Source organism: Streptomyces sp. NPDC051109, assembly GCF_044455885.1.
Classification (GTDB): Bacteria; Actinomycetota; Actinomycetes; order Streptomycetales; family Streptomycetaceae; genus Streptomyces.
In genome coordinates, this window is the sequence record NZ_JBITFF010000003.1 from 125,028 (window position 1) to 141,805 (window position 16,778).

The 16,778-nt window shown below is 68.4% G+C and carries 12 protein-coding genes; 2 read left to right on the plus strand and 10 right to left on the minus strand.

Translation table 11 applies throughout. The annotated features are described in order from the left end of the window. Window positions 1-16 precede the first annotated feature (16 nt). The 10 genes from ACIBAD_RS06365 to ACIBAD_RS06410 all read right to left on the minus strand — a co-directional run bounded on the left by ACIBAD_RS06365 (window position 17) and on the right by ACIBAD_RS06410 (window position 15,255). Entirely contained in the window at window positions 17-1,648 is a 1,632-nt protein-coding gene (locus ACIBAD_RS06365; protein ID WP_398904918.1) for an ABC transporter substrate-binding protein, read from the minus strand. A 107-nt stretch (window positions 1,649-1,755) separates the two neighbouring features. After that, window positions 1,756-2,721, minus strand: coding sequence for a GNAT family N-acetyltransferase (locus ACIBAD_RS06370; protein ID WP_398904920.1), 966 nt, complete (start codon window positions 2,719-2,721; stop codon window positions 1,756-1,758). 67 nt (window positions 2,722-2,788) lie between these two features. Next, a complete protein-coding gene (locus tag ACIBAD_RS06375) occupies window positions 2,789-4,408 on the minus strand; it encodes an ABC transporter substrate-binding protein (RefSeq protein ID WP_134071525.1) in 1,620 nt (539 codons plus the stop codon). Window positions 4,409-4,506: 98 nt separating this feature from the next. Then, window positions 4,507-5,559 (minus strand): dipeptide ABC transporter ATP-binding protein, encoded by a 1,053-nt coding sequence (locus ACIBAD_RS06380; RefSeq protein ID WP_134071526.1) that lies wholly within the window; start codon window positions 5,557-5,559, stop codon window positions 4,507-4,509. Then, on the minus strand, window positions 5,552-6,598 hold the full coding sequence (locus ACIBAD_RS06385) for an ABC transporter ATP-binding protein (RefSeq protein ID WP_398905414.1): 1,047 nt from the start codon (window positions 6,596-6,598) through the stop codon (window positions 5,552-5,554). Before ACIBAD_RS06385 ends, ACIBAD_RS06380 begins: the two co-directional genes overlap by 8 nt. A gap of 20 nt (window positions 6,599-6,618) precedes the next feature. Beyond that, complete coding sequence (locus ACIBAD_RS06390) at window positions 6,619-7,566, minus strand: ABC transporter permease (RefSeq protein ID WP_134071528.1); 948 nt, start codon at window positions 7,564-7,566, stop codon at window positions 6,619-6,621. Next, window positions 7,559-8,491, minus strand: coding sequence for an ABC transporter permease (locus ACIBAD_RS06395; protein ID WP_134071530.1), 933 nt, complete (start codon window positions 8,489-8,491; stop codon window positions 7,559-7,561). The genes ACIBAD_RS06390 and ACIBAD_RS06395 overlap by 8 nt, the downstream gene beginning before the upstream one ends. A gap of 174 nt (window positions 8,492-8,665) precedes the next feature. Further along, window positions 8,666-10,303, minus strand: a complete 1,638-nt coding sequence (locus ACIBAD_RS06400; RefSeq protein WP_134071532.1) for an ABC transporter substrate-binding protein — start codon at window positions 10,301-10,303, stop codon at window positions 8,666-8,668. A 429-nt stretch (window positions 10,304-10,732) separates the two neighbouring features. Continuing rightward, on the minus strand, window positions 10,733-12,637 hold the full coding sequence (typA, locus tag ACIBAD_RS06405) for a translational GTPase TypA (RefSeq protein ID WP_134071534.1): 1,905 nt from the start codon (window positions 12,635-12,637) through the stop codon (window positions 10,733-10,735). A 320-nt stretch (window positions 12,638-12,957) separates the two neighbouring features. Beyond that, complete coding sequence (locus tag ACIBAD_RS06410; RefSeq protein WP_398904924.1) at window positions 12,958-15,255, minus strand: ABC transporter family substrate-binding protein; 2,298 nt, start codon at window positions 15,253-15,255, stop codon at window positions 12,958-12,960. 349 nt (window positions 15,256-15,604) lie between these two features. Between ACIBAD_RS06410 and ACIBAD_RS06415 the strand changes: the two genes are divergently transcribed. After that, on the plus strand, window positions 15,605-15,826 hold the full coding sequence (locus ACIBAD_RS06415; RefSeq protein ID WP_134071538.1) for a hypothetical protein: 222 nt from the start codon (window positions 15,605-15,607) through the stop codon (window positions 15,824-15,826). A gap of 129 nt (window positions 15,827-15,955) precedes the next feature. Next, the gene (locus ACIBAD_RS06420) at window positions 15,956-16,777 is read left to right on the plus strand and encodes a hypothetical protein (RefSeq protein ID WP_134071540.1); all 822 of its coding nucleotides are present in this window, start codon (window positions 15,956-15,958) and stop codon (window positions 16,775-16,777) included. Window position 16,778 lies beyond the last annotated feature (1 nt).

The following is a 16,778-nucleotide window of genomic DNA, read 5'->3' on the forward strand; positions in this document are numbered from 1 at the left end:
TCGATCCGACAGGTGGTCAGCTGACCTTGATCTCGTTGTAGACGGGGACGCTGAACTGGTTGAGCGCCACGTCCGAGAGACGCTCGGCGTAGCCCGCGCTGCCGTTCTGGTACCAGAGCGGGATGGAGGGCATCTGGGCGGCGAGGATCTTCTCGGAGTCCTGGAACTTCCCGATGGCCTTGGCCGCGTCGCTCTCCTGGTTGGCCTCGTCGACGAGCTTGTCGAACTCCGGGTTGCTGAACTTCCCGTAGTTGGAGGAGGCACCGGTGTAGTACAGCGGCTGGAGGAAGTTCTGGATCAGCGGGTAGTCGGCCTGCCAGCCGGAGCGGAAGGGGCCGGTCAGCTTGAAGGAGCTCTGCTGGTTGCGGAAGTCGGCGAAGGTGCCGATCGGGTTGACCGTGCAGACCGGACCCTCGCCGATCGCGTTGTTGATGCTGTTGCAGACCGCGTCCATCCAGTCGCGGTGCGAGCCGGTGTCCACGTTGGACGTCAGCGTGACCTTGCCGCCGGGGAGCCCGCCGGCGTCCTGGATGAGCTTCTTGGCCGCGGCCGGGTCGTACTTGCAGGCGTCGCCGCAGATCGTGGCGTTGAAGCCGCCCTTCTCCCCGAGTGCCGGGGAGGTCCAGTCCTTGGCCGGGGTGCGGGTCTCGCGGAAGATCTGCTTGGTGATCTCGTCGCGGTTGATGGCCATCGAGATGCCGCGGCGGACGTTCTCCATGCCCTCCTTGTTCCACTGCGGGTCGTACAGCGGGAAGGTGAGGGTCTGGATGATGAGGGCCGGCTGGTTGATGTACCGGTCGCCGAGGTCGTTCTTGACGTTCTTCAACTGCTGCGCGGGGATGTCGTCGACGAGGTCGAGGTTGCCGGAGATCAGGTCCGTGTAGGCGGTGTTGTTGTCGGTGTAGACCTTGAGGTCGACGCCGCTGTTCAGCGCCTTGTCCGCACCCGGGTAGGCGTCCCAGGTACGCAGCTTCATGCCGGTGCCCTTGGTGTACGAGTCCACGGTGTACGGTCCGTTGCCGATCGGCTTGTTCAGCCAGCCGGCGTGGTCGGTGAAGAAGGCCTTGGGCAGCGGGGAGAAGGCCTGGTAGCCGAGGGTCTCGGGCCAGGTGGAGAACTTGTTCTTCAAGGCGACGGTGAAGGTCTTGGAGTCCTTGACGACCAGTCCGGACATCGTCTTGGCCTTGGGCTCCCCGGAGGCGGGGTGGACGTCCGCGTAGCCGACGATGTCGGAGAAGAACGGCGCGTTGTTCTGCTTGTTGCGCACGTCCGCGCCGTAGTTCCAGGCGTCCACGAAGGACTGCGCCGTCACCGGCTCGTCGTTGCTGAACTTCCAGCCGTCCTTCAGCGTGACGGTGAAGTGCTGGCTGTCGGTCGTCTCGATCTTCTCGGCGAGCATGTTCTCGGCCGCGCCGGTCTTCGGGTCGTACCGCTTGAGGCCCCGGAAGATCATGTCGAGGACCTTGCCGCCCTGCACCTCGTTGGTGTTGGCCGGCTCCAGAGGGTTCTGCGGGTCACCCCAGGAGGAGCTGACGACTCCCGCGCCACCGCCGCCGCCTCCGCCGCTGTCGCTACCGCCGCAGGCCGTTGCCGCGAGGGCGACGGCCACCGCACATGCGGCCCACTTGGCGTGGGTGGCTCCGCGCATGGAGTGCCTCCTATGGCTCCCAAGACTCACTTAGGCCCCAATGTCACCCTATGTGCGGGCCGGAACACCCATGGTTGGACCGATTGCACCTTCGCGTCCCGCGCCTGTCACCCGCGCGAGTGCAAACGCAGCTCCCAGGTGTCCACCGCGTAGTGCAGGGCCATGCCGTGCGCCTCGTACAGCGCGAGCGCGCCGCTCTCGTTGCGGGTGTCCACGCCGAGGCCCACGGTGGCCCGGCCGCGGGCCGCGTAGGCGGCGAAGGCGTGGCGCAGCAGGAAGCCCCCGATGCCGCGGCCGCGCAGGTCGGCGCGGACGCCGAGGTGGCCCAGCCAGGCCATGCTGGTGCGGTCGTCGCGGGTCAGCAGGACGCCCGCGTCGCCGGCGCCGGGCAGGCTCGCGATCCAGACCAGCGACCAGTCGAGGGTGTGGGCGTCGAGGTGGTCCAGCCACGCCTCGTACGGGCGGTGCACATGGCCGAAGTGGGAGGCGAAGGCCTCCTCGACCAGGGCGTGGGCCCGGCGGCGGTCGGCCTCGTCGGCGGCGCAGTCGCGCAGGACGAGGTCCCCGGGAGGGGCGGGCGGCAGGTCGGCGGCCGGCGACAGGGCCCGGGTCATCACGTGGTGGCGGCGCACGGACCGGTAGCCGCGGCCGGGCAGCACGTCGGCGTCGAGGACGGGTTCCGCGTTGAGCCGGAGCCGCATGACGGCGTCCCCCGCCCCGGCGGTGAGCTCGCGGGCCCGGATCTCCATCAGCTCCAGCAGCCGTACGGCGGCCTCGCGGTGGCCGGGCAGCGCGTAGTGGTCGGAGTCGACCCGGCCGGGCCCGGAGTCGTGCCACACCTGGGCGCAGGCCACGAGCCGGCCGCCCTCGAAGGCCAGCCAGGAGTCCTTGGCCAGGTCGGTGTCGGGGTGGTGGAGGTCGGCCTCGACCGCGGCGAGGTCCGTCTCCGGTCTGCCGATCTCGATGACGTCCACGGCGTTGAGCAGGGCGCAGATGTCGGACGCGTCCCCGGGCCCGGCGGGCCGTACGGTCGGCGTGCGCCGGCTCCGGCGGGCGTACGGTGTCGCGGTCACCCGCCCACTGTCCGCCCGCCGCGGGCGCACCCGCAACTCCCTTTCGGGTGCGTTCCCCGGCGGGGTGTCAGTTGAGCTCGACGTGCGCCAGGTCCATGCGGCCCTGTGCGTCGACCCCGACGTTCTTCACGGTCTTGGAGTAGGCCACGGCCGACATGTAGGTGAAGACGGGGATGTACGGGAGGTCCCTGATGACGATGTCGTCGGCCTGCTGGTAGAGCTTCAGGCTCTCGGCCGGGTCGGTCGCGCGGTCGGCGGCGGCGAGGACGGCCTCGAACTCGTCGCTCCCGTAGCGCCCGAAGTTGGAGCCGTTCGCGATGGCCTCCTTGGAGAAGACCGGGCGCAGGTAGTTCTCGGCCGCCGGGTAGTCCATGGCCCAGCCCATGCGGAAGGCGCCCTTGAACTTCTGCGACTTCACGTCGTCGACCAGGGCGGCGGAGCTCTGGTACGGCTTGGCGGTGACCTCGATGCCGAGGTTCGCCTTCAGCTGGGCGGCGACGGCCTCGATCCACTCCTTGTGGCCGCCGTCCTCGTTGTAGCCGAGCTCCAGCTTGTTGCCGGGTATCCCGCCGGCCTGCTGGAACAGCGCCTTCGCCTTGGTCGGGTTGTACGTACCGGCCTCGCCCAGGGCGCCGCGGCGGTAGCCGGGGACGATCGGGCTGATGAAGTCGTCGGCCGGTTTGCGGGTGCCCCGGAAGATCTTCTTGGAGATGGCCTCACGGTCGATGGCCATCGAGACCGCCTTGCGGATCTCGGCCTTGCCGAAGGCTTCGGGGTTGGCCTCCAGCGGGAAGCCGAGGTAGCCGACGGATGCTTCCGGCTTGTAGATGTAGCGGTCGCCGAACTCCTCGGAGACGGTGGCGAGCGCGGAGACCGGCAGCTTGTCGGTGATCTGCAGGGCGTCCTTGTGCAGGTCGTTGTAGGCGGTGTCCAGGTTGTCGTAGATCTTGAAGGTCACGGCGTCGAGCTTGGCGCGGCCCTCGGCCGGGTACTTGTCGTACTTCTTGACCTTGATCTGCTTGTGGTGCTCCCACGCGCCGTCCATGCGGAACGGGCCGTTTCCGATCGGGGATTCGCCGAACCCCTTCGGGTCGGCCTCGAACGCCTTGGGCAACGGGTAGAAGGCGTCGTATCCCAGCATGGTCCTGAACTGCGAGAACGGCGCCTTCAGGGTGACGGTGAAGGTCCTGTCGTCGATGACCCGCAGGCCCTTGAGTTCCTTGGCGGTGGGCGTCTTGCCCTTGCCCGGGGCCAGCTCCTGCGAGCCCTCGATCTTCGAGAAGAAGCCCATCGACTCGGCGGTGTTCTCCTGGTTGGCACCCCAGTTCCAAGCCCGTACGAAGGACTGCGCGTCGACCTTCTCGCCGTTGTGGAAGGTGTACCCGTCCTTGATCCTGATCGTCCAGGTCTTCGAGTCCGTGGTGTCGACGGACTCGGCGATCGCCAGCTTGGGCTCGTTGGTCTTGGTGTCGTACGCGACCAGGCCCGTGAACAGCGCGTGGAGGACCTCGGCCCCCTCGGTCTCGGCGGTCTCCTGCCCCACCAGCCCGTGCTGCGGCTCACCGAGGACCACGGTGATGTGCCCGCCCGTCCTGCCGGCCTTCGGTTCTCCGCCGGGGCCGCACGCCGTGGCGGCCATCGCCAGGACGACGGCACCGACGATCCACTGGGCGCTCGCTGTGCGCATGGGTGGTTGCCTCCTCGGGAGTCACTTTCGGTGGGGCGGGAAAACCGTACGGGGCCCAGCCGGTATCGGCTGGGCCCCGTACCGGTTTTCCGGTGGGATCAGATGGCCAGGACGGCCTTCTCCTCCGCGAAGTGGCACGCCGACTCGTGCGCGGCCAGGGCGTTCACGCCCTGGAAGCGGGTCGGGATCGCCAGCAGCGGCTCCTCCGTGGCGCAGCGCTCCTCGGCCTTCCAGCAGCGGGTGCGGAAGCGGCAGCCCGACGGCGGGTTGGCCGGGGAGGGGACGTCACCGGTGAGGATGATCCGCTCGCGGCCCTCGCGGGCCTCCGGGTCCGGGACCGGGACGGCCGACAGCAGCGCCTGGGTGTACGGGTGCGTCGGGTGTTCGTAGATCTGGGCGTCGGTGCCGATCTCGGCCAGCTTGCCCAGGTACATGACGCCCACGCGGTCCGAGATGTGCCGGACGATCGAGAGGTCGTGCGCGATGAAGATGTAGGAGAGGTTGAACTCCTCCTGCAGCTTCTCCATCAGGTTGATGACCTGAGCCTGCACCGACACGTCGAGCGCGGAGACCGGCTCGTCGCAGATGATGATCTCCGGGTTGAGCGCGAGGCCGCGGGCGATGCCGATGCGCTGGCGCTGGCCGCCGGAGAACTGGTGCGGGTACCGGTTGATGTACTCCGGGTTGAGGCCCACGACGTCCAGGAGCTCCTGGACCTTGCGGCGCCGGTCGCCCTTGGGAGCCACCTCGGGGTGGATCTCGTAGGTCTCCCCGATGATGTCGCCGACCGTCATGCGCGGGTTCAGCGAGGTGTACGGGTCCTGGAACACCATCTGGATGTTGCGGCGGACGGCCTTCAGCGCGCGCCCGGACAGCTTGGTGATGTCCTGGCCCTTGTAGAAGACCTCGCCCGCGGTGGCCCGCTCCAGGTTCATCAGCAGCTTGGCGACGGTGGACTTGCCACAGCCGGACTCGCCGACGATGCCCAGCGTCTCGCCCTGGTACAGGTCGAAGCTGACGCCGTCGACGGCCTTGACCGCGCCGACCTGCTTCTTGAACAGGATGCCCTGGGTCAGCGGGAAGTGCTTGACCAGGTTGCGGACCTGGAGGATCGGCTCGCGCTCGGGGGCGTTCTTGGTGAGCTCAGCCATGGAGCTGCTCCTTCCAGAAGTGGCAGGCGCTGGCGCGGCCGGGCAGCTCGGAGCCGTCCTGCTCGCTGACCACCTGGAGCAGGGGCACGTCGGTACGGCAGATGTCCTGCGCGACGGTGCAGCGCGGGTTGAACGAGCAGCCGGTCGGCAGCCGCAGGAGGTTGGGCGGCAGGCCCTTGATCGCGAAGAGGTCCTGGCCCTTCTGGTCCAGGCGCGGGATCGAGTCCAGCAGACCGCGGGTGTACGGGTGTGCCGGGCGCTTGTAGATCTCGTGCACCGGGGCCGTCTCGACGATCCGGCCGGCGTACATGACCGCGATCTTGTCCGCGACGTCGGCGACGACGCCGAGGTCGTGGGTGATCAGGATCAGGCCCATGTTGAGCTCGCGCTGGAGCTCCGCGAGCAGGTCCATGACCTGGGCCTGGACGGTCACGTCGAGGGCCGTGGTCGGCTCGTCGGCGATGATCAGGTCCGGCTCCAGCGCGATCGCCATGGCGATCATGATGCGCTGGCGCATACCGCCGGAGAAGTGGTGCGGGTAGTCGTCCACACGCTCCTTCGCCGCCGGGATCTTGACCTTGTCCATCAGCTCGATGGCCTTGAGGCGGGCTTCCTTCTTCGACAGGCCCTGGTGGACGCGGAACATCTCGCCCAGCTGGTAGCCGACGGTGAGCACCGGGTTCAGCGAGGAGAGGGCGTCCTGGAAGATCATGGCGATCTTCCGGCCGCGCAGCTTGCGCCGCTCCTCGAAGCTCATCTTGAGCATGTCCTGGCCGCGGAAGAGGATCTCGCCCTGCGGGATCTTGCCGGGAGGCATGTCGAGGATGCCCATGATGGCCTGCGCCGTCACGGACTTGCCCGAGCCGGACTCGCCGAGGACGGCGAGGGTCTCGCCGGCGCTCACGCTGTAGTTGACGCCGTTGACGGCCTTGGCCACGCCGTCCCGGGTGTGGAACTCGACGTGCAGGTCGCGCACTTCGAGGAGCGGGCTCTGCTGGTTCCCGTCACGCGGGGAGGGAACGGTGCTGGTGTTGTCCATGGTGATCACGTACGCCCTCCTCAGCGCAGCTTGGGGTCGAGGGCGTTGCGGACCGCTTCGCCGAGCATGATGAAGGCGAGCACGGTCACGCTGAGCATCAGCGAGGGGTAGAGCAGGATGTGCTCGGCCACGCGGATCTGAGCGGCACCGGCCGAGATGTCCACGCCCCACGAGATGGTCGGGGACGCGAGGCCCAGACCCAGGTAGGACAGGGTGGCCTCGGCGCCGACGTAGCCGCCGAGCGCGATCGTGGAGACCACGATCACGGGAGCCATGGCGTTCGGCAGGACGTGCCGGAAGAGGATCCGGGTGGTGCCGGCGCCCAGCGCCTTCGCGGCGTGCACGTAGTCGGCCTGCTTGACGGTGATGACCGAACCGCGCATGACGCGGGTGATCTGCGTCCAGCCCAGGAAGGCCAGGGCGAAGACGACCGTCCACACCGTGCGCTTGGTGAAGGCCTGGAGGACGACCATCGAGCCGAGCAGGAACGGGATGCCGAAGAAGATGTCGGTGATGCGGGAGATGATCGCGTCCGTGGCGCCACCGAAGTAGCCGGAGATCATGCCCGTGATCGAGCCGACGACGGTCACGATCAGCGTCACGGCGACGGCCACGATGATCGAGGCGCGGGTGCCGTAGATCAGGCGGGCGTACACGCTGCGGCCCTGGCCGTCGTAGCCGAACCAGTCGGGCGAGCCTATGCTGCCCAGCTCCGGCTTGGTCAGGAAGTGGTGCACCAGGTCGCCCTTGGTGGGGTCGGCGCTGGTGAACAGGCCCGGGAAGGCGGCGATCAGCAGGAGCAGGAAGATCAGCACCGACGACACGAGGAAGTACGGGTTGCGACGCAGGTCTGCCCAGGCGTCGCCCCACAGACTGCGCGGCTTCTCGTGGGTGACGGGTGCGATCGCGTCGACGGGGGCGACAGCGCCCTCGGTCGAAAGGGCTTCGGTCTTGGTCATGTCAGGCATACCGGATCCTCGGGTCCAGGACCGCGTAGAGGAGGTCGACGAGAAGGCTGGCGACGAGGTAGACCACGACCAGCACGGTGACGACACCGACGACGGTCAGGCCTTCGCGGCGGATGATCGAGTCGTAGATCAGACCACCGACGCCCTTGACGTTGAAGATGCCCTCGGTGACGACGGCGCCGCCCATGAGGGCGCCGATGTCGGTACCCAGGAAGGTCACGACGGGGATCATCGAGTTGCGCATCAGGTGCACACCGATGACGCGGCGCTTCGGGAGGCCCTTGGCGACGGCGGTGCGCACGTAATCGGCGCGCAGGTTCTCGGCCATCGACGTGCGGGTCAGGCGGGCCACGTAGGCGAGGGACAGCGAGCCGAGCACGATGGCCGGCGTGAGCAGTTCGCCCCAGGTCTCGTTGTTGCTGACGTTGGGTTCGATCCAGCCGAGCTGGAAGGCGAACACCGTCTTGATGATGAAGCCGAGCACGAAGACCGGCATCGAGATGATCAGCAGCGTCAGGATCAGTACCAGGTTGTCCGCCAGCTTGCCGGCCTTGAGGCCGGCGACGATGCCGAGGCCGAGGCCCACGACCATCTCGATGGCGAAGGCCAGGAGAGCCAGGCGGAGCGTGACCGGGAAGGCGCTGCCGAGGACGTCCGTGATCTCACGTCCGCTTCGGATCTGCTTGCCGAAGTCGAAGTGGAACAGGATGTCCGAGATGTAGTTCCAGTACTGCTGCAGGATCGGCAGGTCCAGACCGTGCTCGTGCCGGAGTGCGGCCAGCGTGGCGGGGTCTGTGCCCTTGTCACCGAAGAGTCCGGCCACGGGGTCGCCGGGCAGGCTGTAGACCATCAAGAAGATGAGCAGGGTCGTCCCGAAGAAGACCGGGATCATCTGGAGCAGTCGTCGTGCGACATAGCGCCCCATCATGCCTCCGTAGAAGATGCGGCAGAGGCAGCCGGACGGGCCCTTTCGCCACGCACGCACGTGACGGAACCGTCACTGCGTCGCGAAAGGGCCCCCCGGGCTCTGCATTTAGGCCCGGATGCGGGCCGGCTCCCCGCCGGCCCACATCCGTCGAGCGGAATTACGCTGTGGGACTTACTTCTTGACCTCGACGCCTTCGAGGATCGGGTCGCCGTCCTGGGCGTACTTCACGTTCTGGACCTTCTCCGAGAAGCCCGCGTTGACCTTGTAGTACCAGAGCGGGATCGACGGCATGTAGTTCACCAGGTCCTTCTCGACCTGCTGGTACGCCTTCACCGACTCGTCGAGCGACGCGGCCGTGTCGGCAGCGGCGATCTTGGCGTCCAGGTCGGGGTTCGAGAAGCCACCCTGGTTGCCGCCCGCGCCCGTACGGAACAGGTCGCTGATGAAGTTGGCGTTCACCGGGTAGTCGAGGACCCAGCCGGAGCGGTAGATCGACTTGACCTGCTTCGACTTGCGGGCCTGGAGGTCGGCCTGGAAGTCGGGCTTGGCGTCACCGGTGCACTTGACGCCGGTGGCCTGGGTGATGCTGTTGCAGACAGCGTCGACCCATTCCTTGTGACCGCCATCCGAGTTGAACTGGATGAAGATCTCGTTGTTCGGAACGCCACCGCCCGCGGTGATGAGCTCCTTGGCCTTGGCCGGGTTGAACTTGGTGACGTCACCGGTGGCGTTCGGCGTGTAGCCGAGGACGCCCTTGGCGACCCAGCCCGTGGCCGGCTCGCGGGTGCCCTGGAGCACCGTCTTGGTGATGGTGTCGCGGTCGATCGCCATCGACAGGCCCTGGATGACCTTCGGGTCGACCGGCTTCGGGGTCTTCCACTGGTCGGCGTAGAAGGCGATGGCCAGGGTCTGGATCGCCGAGTACGCCTGGTCCACGGCGCGGTCGCCGAGGTCGTTGCGGTAGACCGGGAGGTCCTTCGGGCCGATCTGACGCAGGACGTCGACGTTGCCCGACTTCAGGTCCTCGTAGGCGGTCTCAAGGGTGGAGTAGTTCTTGAGAATCACGCCACCGTTCTTGGCCTTGTTCTCGCCCTTGTAGTCGTCGAAGCGGGTGAGCTCGATCTGCTTCTTGTGCTCCCACGACTTGAACTTGTACGGGCCGTTGCCGACCGGCTTCTCGCCGGCGGCCTTCGGGTCCTTGTAGAAGGACTCGGGCAGCGGGGAGAAGACCTCGTAGCCGAGCTTGTACGCGAAGTACGGAACGGCGTTGGCGAGCTCGATGGTGAAGGTGTTCTCGTCGACGACCTTCAGGCCCTCCAGCGCCTCGGCGGTGGGCTTGGCGCCCTCGGCCTCGGGGTGGAGCGCCTCGAAGCCCTTGATGTCCGCGAACCAGGACGCGTTGCCCTGCTTGTTGTTGATGTTCGCGGCCCAGTTCCAGGCCTTGACGTACGAGTCGGCGGTCACCTTGGTGCCGTCGTGGAAGGTCCAGCCCGGCTTCAGCTTGACGGTCCAGAGCTTGCTGTCCTTGGACTCGACCGACTCGGCGTTCACCATGACGAGCTTGCCGTCGGCGTCGTAGTCGACGAGCTGCGAGAACAGCCCGGACATGACGATCGAGCCGTTGGACTCCATCGTGTCGGCCGGCTGGAGGAGCTTCTCGGGCTCGCCCACCTCGACGGAGTAGATGCCGTTCGGGTCAACTTCACCCTTGCCGGCGGCGCCGCCCTTGTCGTTGCCACCGCAGGCGGTCGCAGCCAGGGCGACGACAATCGCGCCCGCTACCCACTTGGCGCTCTTGGCACCGCGCATGGGTTTCCTCCTCATGAGTCCACTGTTTGATGTGCGGGACACATGGACGTTTCGCCGACACCCCTGACGGCGAGTTGAACAGTGCCCCGAGTGTGCTCGTGAGTCGACGCTCCCCACAGCGTGTGACCCATTGACCCGAGCTCAATGGAGCCATCCTCAGGGACGGCTTGACCGTAAACCACACTTAACTGGTCTCGTTTTCACAACATCACCTCATGGCGAAAACCCGAAATCCGGACAAACGGATAGGAGACAGACACGTGCGAAACGGACTGTTAGTTCATCTTCCGGAGTGTCACGGTCGGTATACGGACACCGTGGACACTGGAACGCAACAATCCGGTTGACAAACGCCAACAACCCCTCCCCCACGAGACCGTGGTGAAGGGGTTGCCGGTGGAGCGACGGCCCGACCGGGCCGACGTGCTGTTACTTCGCGGACTTGGCGCGCGACGCGGTGCGCGAGCGCTCCTTCTGGTCCAGGACGACCTTGCGGATGCGGACGGCCTCCGGGGTCACCTCGACGCACTCGTCGTCGCGGCAGAACTCCAGGGACTGCTCCAGGGAGAGCTTGCGCGGCGGGATCACGTTCTCCGTGTTATCCGCCGAAGCCGCACGCATGTTCGTGAGCTTCTTCTCCTTGGTGATGTTCACGTCCATGTCGTCGGAGCGCGAGTTCTCGCCGACGATCATGCCCTCGTACACCTCGGTGCCGGGGTCGGTGAACAGGACGCCGCGCTCCTGCAGGTTGATCATCGCGAACGGCGTGACCGAGCCCGCGCGGTCGGCGACCAGCGAACCGTTGTTGCGGGTGACCAGCTGGCCGAACCACGGCTCGTGGCCCTCGTGGATCGAGTGGGCGATGCCCGTACCGCGGGTGTTGGTCAGGAACTCCGTGCGGAAGCCGATGAGGCCGCGCGACGGGACGACGAACTCCATGCGGACCCAGCCGGAGCCGTGGTTCGACATGTTGTCCATGCGGCCCTTGCGGATGCCCATGAGCTGCGTGACCGCGCCCATGTGCTCCTCGGGCACGTCGATCGTCATGCGCTCGACCGGCTCGTGGACCTTGCCGTCGATCTCCTGGGTGACGACCTGCGGCTTGCCGATGGTCAGCTCGAAGCCCTCGCGGCGCATCTGCTCGACCAGGATGGCGAGCGCGAGCTCACCACGGCCCTGGACCTCCCACGCGTCCGGGCGCTCGGTGTCGAGCACGCGGAGGGAGACGTTGCCGATGAGCTCGCGGTCCAGGCGGTCCTTGACCTGGCGGGCGGTGACCTTGCGGTCCTTGACCGCGGACTTCGCGTCCGCGCCCTTGCCCGTGCCACCGCGGCCGACGAGCGGCGAGGTGTTGGTGCCGATGGTCATGGAGATGGCCGGCTCGTCGACCGAGATCAGCGGCAGCGCGATCGGGTTCTCCGGGTCCGCCAGGGTCTCGCCGATCATGATGTCGGGGATACCGGCGACGGCGCAGATGTCACCGGGGCCGGCGACCTCCGCGGGCTTGCGGGTGAGCGCCTCGGTCATCATCAGCTCGGTGATGCGGACGTTCGACATGGTGCCGTCACGCTTGATCCACGCGACCGTCTGGCCCTTGCGCAGCTCGCCCTGCTCGACGCGGAGCAGCGCGATGCGGCCGAGGAAGTTGTCGGCGTCCAGGTTGGTGACGTGGGCCTGGAGGGGGGCCTCCTCGTCGTACACCGGGGCGGGGACGTGCTCCAGGATGGTGGAGAAGAACGGCTCCAGGCTGTCGCTGTCCGCGGGGACGGTGCCGTCCTCGGGCTTGGTCAGCGAGGCGATGCCGTCACGGCCGCAGGCGTAGACGATCGGGAACTCGATCTGCTCCTCGGTCGCGTCCAGGTCCAGGAAGAGGTCGTACGTCTCGTTGACGACGTCGTCGATCCGGGAGTCCGGGCGGTCGGTCTTGTTGATGCAGAGGATGACCGGCATCTTCGCCTGCAGGGCCTTGCGCAGGACGAAGCGGGTCTGGGGCAGCGGACCCTCGGAGGCGTCCACCAGCAGAACGACGGCGTCGACCATCGACAGACCGCGCTCGACCTCGCCACCGAAGTCGGCGTGGCCGGGGGTGTCGATGATGTTGATCGTGATCGGGGCCCCGCCGTCCTTGGGGTGATACTTCACCGCCGTGTTCTTGGCGAGGATCGTGATGCCCTTCTCACGCTCCAGGTCGTTCGAGTCCATCATGCGGTCGTCGAGGTGCTGGTGGGCGGCGAAGGCACCGGCCTGCTTGAGCATGGCATCGACGATGGTCGTCTTGCCATGGTCGACGTGGGCGACGATGGCGACGTTACGGATGTCGTGGCGCGTGGGCACTTCGGCGCTTCTCCCGGGATCGTGGATGGCGGCGCGTACGGTCCGGCACGCGCGCCTCGACCGGGCGGAAAACCTGCCACGGCCTTACCCCATCGTACGTCGCGTGGCGGGAACCGCCCGCCGGGGGGTCTGTCAAGAGGCCGGAAGGCTGAGGGGGGCCGGGTTCGGGGTGGGGGGTTCCCGGCCGTGGGTACTGCGGGTATTGCCGCGGGTCAACGGGTATGGAACGACCTTGCCCGCCGGAGATCCGGCGGGCAAGCGACTTGAGTCACATCTGAGCTTGGGAGCCGAAGCTCAACCTGTCCGGCCCCGTTTTGTCATCACTTCTTCTTCAGGTCTCCCTTGGCGGCCGGCGGCTTCTTCCAGCCGATGTCCTGGAAGCGGGGGGTGCCGAGGCCGAAGGCGCCGGCGTTGGCCAGGTTGGTCTTGGCGGCCACCAGCTCGGGGCGCTGGTAGAGCGGGATGGACCCGGCGGCGGCCCAGATGCGGGCGTCCGCCTTGCGCATCAGCTCGCGCGAGGCATCCTCGTCCAGCTCGCCGAGCGCCTGGTCGAAAAGCTGGTCGATGTGGTCGGTGCCGACGCGGGTGTAGTTCTGTTCGACGAGGAGCGAGCCGTCGGCGGCCGGCTCCGGCTTGGCGAAGATCGGGCGGGCGTCGGTGGCCGGGTAGGCCGTCGCCGGCCAGGAGTAGAGCGCCAGGTCGTACTGGCCCGAGGCGATGTGGTCCTTGAAGAAGCTCTCGTCGGCGACCTTGGTCACCTCGGTGCCCACACCGACCTTCTTGAGCATCTGGGCGATCCGCTCGCCGACCGTGCGCAGGGCCTCCGAGCCGGGGCCGGCCGGGAGGACGAAGCGCAGGTTGAGGGCCTTGCCGTCCTTGGCGAGCATGTTTCCGGAGGTACGGGCCTGCTGGGCCGGAGCCGGCGCCGGGGAGGCGCTGGCCGCCTTGCCGGGATCGGGCGCCGCGCCGTCACGGGCGGGGGCCCGCTTGTCGTCGTCCACGGCGCCCGGGTCGGCGGCCTCGCCCTCCTGGCCCGACGGGTCGATCCGCTCTCCCCGCACGCCCTGGGCGAACGTTTCCCCGCCCGTCTTGATCGCGGACCCCACCACCGGGATCCCCCGGTCCAGGCTGTCCCCGTTGCGCCCGTCGGTCTCGCCCACGATGTACAGGCCGTCGTTGCCGGTGCCCGGGCCCGAGGGGGTCTTCGAATCGTCCTGGCCCTCCTCCCCCTCCGGGCCCGCCTTCGCGCCCGGAGGCTGGGTGATCTTGCCGCCCCGGCGCCAGCCGGCGTCCGCGAGCAGCGCCTCGGCCGCGTGGAGGTCCTTGCCGCCGAGCGCGTCGCTGTTGTCGGCGTACGCCCGCTGCCCGGCCAGTGCCACGTGGCTGCCCACCGGCTTCGCGGGGAGGCCCAGGGGCTTCAGTACGATCTCGGCCAATTCCTTGCGGTCCAGGGCCCGGGCCACGGCCCGCCGGACCCGCTCGTCGGCCAGCGGTCCGGAGGCCCCGTTCATCGCGAGCTGCGTGTAGGCCGGCTCCAGGGACTTGCGGACGGTGAAGGAGCGCAGGGCCGACTGTTCGTCCGCGTAGCTCTTGGCCGCCTCGGCGTTCTGTGCCCGGCTCTCGCGCTCCGTCGCGGCTTTGCCCTCGTCGGAGCCGTACGCGACCGCCCAGGACAGCGTGGCCTGCGCCGGGGTCATCGCGGCGCCCGGCCCGTGCGCCGGGGCCCCGCCCGGGCCCTGGCTCTTCTCCGCGTCCCGGTGGGCCAGCGCGATCCGGTCGGCGCCCGCGCGGTCGATCTCCGCCAGGTCCACCTTGCCGGCGGCCAGCGCCGCCGGGCGCTGGGCGCGGGGCACCGCGGTCAGGACCAGCGAGTCCAGCTTGGCCGGCCGGCCCCACCAGCGGGCGCTGCGGGTCAGCGCGGCGGTGCCGGTCTTCTTGTCGATGGCCCCGAGGTTGAACGGCCCGGCGGTGACCTTGAGGGTGCCGCGGGCGCCCTCGTTGAAGGCGTCCGGGGTGCCGGTGACCTGCTTGGGGTAGAGCGGGGAGAACAGGGAGCGCCAGTCGGTGTACGGCTTGTTGAAGGTGACCTTGACCTCCAGGTCGGTCTTGCCGCGCTCGATCTTCTCGATCCGGTCGTACCCGGCGTTGCGGGCCGTCCAGTAGGCCGAGTCCTTGCCGTTCAGGGCCCGCCACTGCGCCACGAAGTCGGCGGCGCCGATCTCGCGGCCGTCGCTCCACACCGCCTGCTGGTTCAGCTTGTACAGGACGACCTGCTTGGGCTCGCGCTCGACGACCTCGGCCTTCTCGAGGTAGTCCCGGTTGGCGACCGGCCGCCCCTTGTCGTCGAGGACGAACAGCTGCGGCAGCACCGCCCCGGCGATCCGGGTGGTGGTGGCGTCCGCGTCGGCCTGGAAGGTGTTCAGGGTGTCCGGAAGGGAGTCCACGGCCCAGCGCAGCACGCCGCCGTCGGCGACCTTGTCGCGGGCCGTCGCCGCGATGTCCTGTCCGGCGGCCACCGGGCCGCCCTCGTCGTCACCAGAGCCGCAGCCCGCGAGCAGCGGCAGTGCGAGGACTCCCGAGGTCAGGAGCGCCAAGGACCTGCGCCTTCTCTGGGACATGGGTGGTACCTCCGGGGCGGGGCGTGAAAGGGGCAGCTTGATCACGTTTGGCGGTATATGGAGCTGATCACACTGGGTGCCGCAACACACTGAAATCCACCGCTCGCCGCACCTCTCGCAGCCGGCCCTCGCCACGCCGCGAACCCCACCCGTGCGGACCAATCCGGCTTGCGCCGCGGACGGGCGTTCGCTCGGAAGAGGGATCAAACTGGGAGCAGGGAGGGGCGCACAGATTGCGCCTGCGCGCCCGCAATCGCTGCACGTCCCTTCACAACCGGGGACGGGAGGCGCGACACTCGCAGGCGCACATGAGCGTTGCCACCGCAACCAGCGGAAGTGAGGGCAAGTCATGTCCCTGCAAGACGATTTGACCGCCGTACGACGCAACCTGAACGAGCTGGTCCGCTCGGTGGAACGGCTGGAGCAGGACATCGCCCGGCAGGCTCCGGCCACCCCGCGGGCCCCACGGCAGGAGGGGATGGTCCCGGTCCCGGACGCCCCGTACGACAGCTCGCTGTGGAAGGACGTCGACGACGAGGGTCTCGGCGCCCGCGATCGCCGGGCACCCTGACCCTGCGGGCCCGCGCCCGCACCGGCGCACCCGCGCCCGCACCCCCGCACAGCCCAGCACCCCACCCGGCCCAGCCGTCCGCGGCTGGGCCTCGTGGGTCACCCCTCATCACTCCACCCGGAGTCCCCTTTGGCCACAGGCACGGAACCACCCCGGCAGCTGACCGGCGTCCACGACGCCTCCCGGGCCGCGATCTCCGCCCGGCACCTGCGCACCGACCGGTGGTGGCTGGCCCCCGCCGTCACCGCGGCCGGGCTGCTCGCCTTCATCGTCTACTCGACCTGGCGGGCCTTCGCGAACGCCGACTACTACGCGGCCCCGTACGTCTCCCCGTTCTACTCCCCGTGTCTCGCGGAGAACTGCCAGGAGATGCGCGGCGGCCCGAACCTGGACCTGTTCGGCAGCTGGTGGGGCCTGTCCCCGGCCCTGCTGATCCTGGTCTTCCCGCTCGGCTTCCGGCTGACCTGCTACTACTACCGCAAGGCGTACTACCGGGGCTTCTGGGCCTCGCCGCCCGCCTGCGCCGTCGCCGAGCCGCACGCGAAGTACACCGGCGAGACGCGCTTCCCGCTCGTCCTCCAGAACGTCCACCGGTACTTCTTCTACGCGGCGGTGCCGGTCGCTGGCATCCTCACGTACGACACCGTGCTGACGTTCCGCAACGACCGGTACGAGTGGGGCCACATGGGCCTCGGGACGCTGCTGTTCCTCGTCAACATCGCGCTGATCTGGGCCTATACGCTCTCCTGCCACTCCTGCCGGCACATCATGGGCGGCCGCCTGCGGCACTTCTCCAAGCACCCGGTGCGCTACCGGCTGTGGGGCTGGGTCAGCAGGCTCAACACCCGCCACATGCAGCTCGCGTGGGCTTCCCTGATCAGCGTCGCCCTGTGCGACTTCTACGTGTACCTGCTGGCCGGCGGCACCTTCACCGATCCGAGGTTCTTCTGAG

Excerpts from the sequence above, each read along its gene's own strand:
- ACIBAD_RS06365 (WP_398904918.1), bottom strand. The coding sequence starts at position 1,648 with ATGCGCGGAGCCACCCACGCCAAGTGGGCCGCATGTGCGGTGGCCGTC.
- ACIBAD_RS06375 (WP_134071525.1), bottom strand. The coding sequence starts at position 4,408 with ATGCGCACAGCGAGCGCCCAGTGGATCGTCGGTGCCGTCGTCCTGGCG.
- ACIBAD_RS06380 (WP_134071526.1), bottom strand. The coding sequence starts at position 5,559 with ATGGCTGAGCTCACCAAGAACGCCCCCGAGCGCGAGCCGATCCTCCAG.
- ACIBAD_RS06385 (WP_398905414.1), bottom strand. The coding sequence starts at position 6,598 with ATGGACAACACCAGCACCGTTCCCTCCCCGCGTGACGGGAACCAGCAG.
- ACIBAD_RS06390 (WP_134071528.1), bottom strand. The coding sequence starts at position 7,566 with ATGCCTGACATGACCAAGACCGAAGCCCTTTCGACCGAGGGCGCTGTC.
- ACIBAD_RS06395 (WP_134071530.1), bottom strand. The coding sequence starts at position 8,491 with ATGGGGCGCTATGTCGCACGACGACTGCTCCAGATGATCCCGGTCTTC.
- ACIBAD_RS06400 (WP_134071532.1), bottom strand. The coding sequence starts at position 10,303 with ATGCGCGGTGCCAAGAGCGCCAAGTGGGTAGCGGGCGCGATTGTCGTC.
- ACIBAD_RS06410 (WP_398904924.1), bottom strand. The coding sequence starts at position 15,255 with ATGTCCCAGAGAAGGCGCAGGTCCTTGGCGCTCCTGACCTCGGGAGTC.
- ACIBAD_RS06415 (WP_134071538.1), top strand. The coding sequence starts at position 15,605 with ATGTCCCTGCAAGACGATTTGACCGCCGTACGACGCAACCTGAACGAG.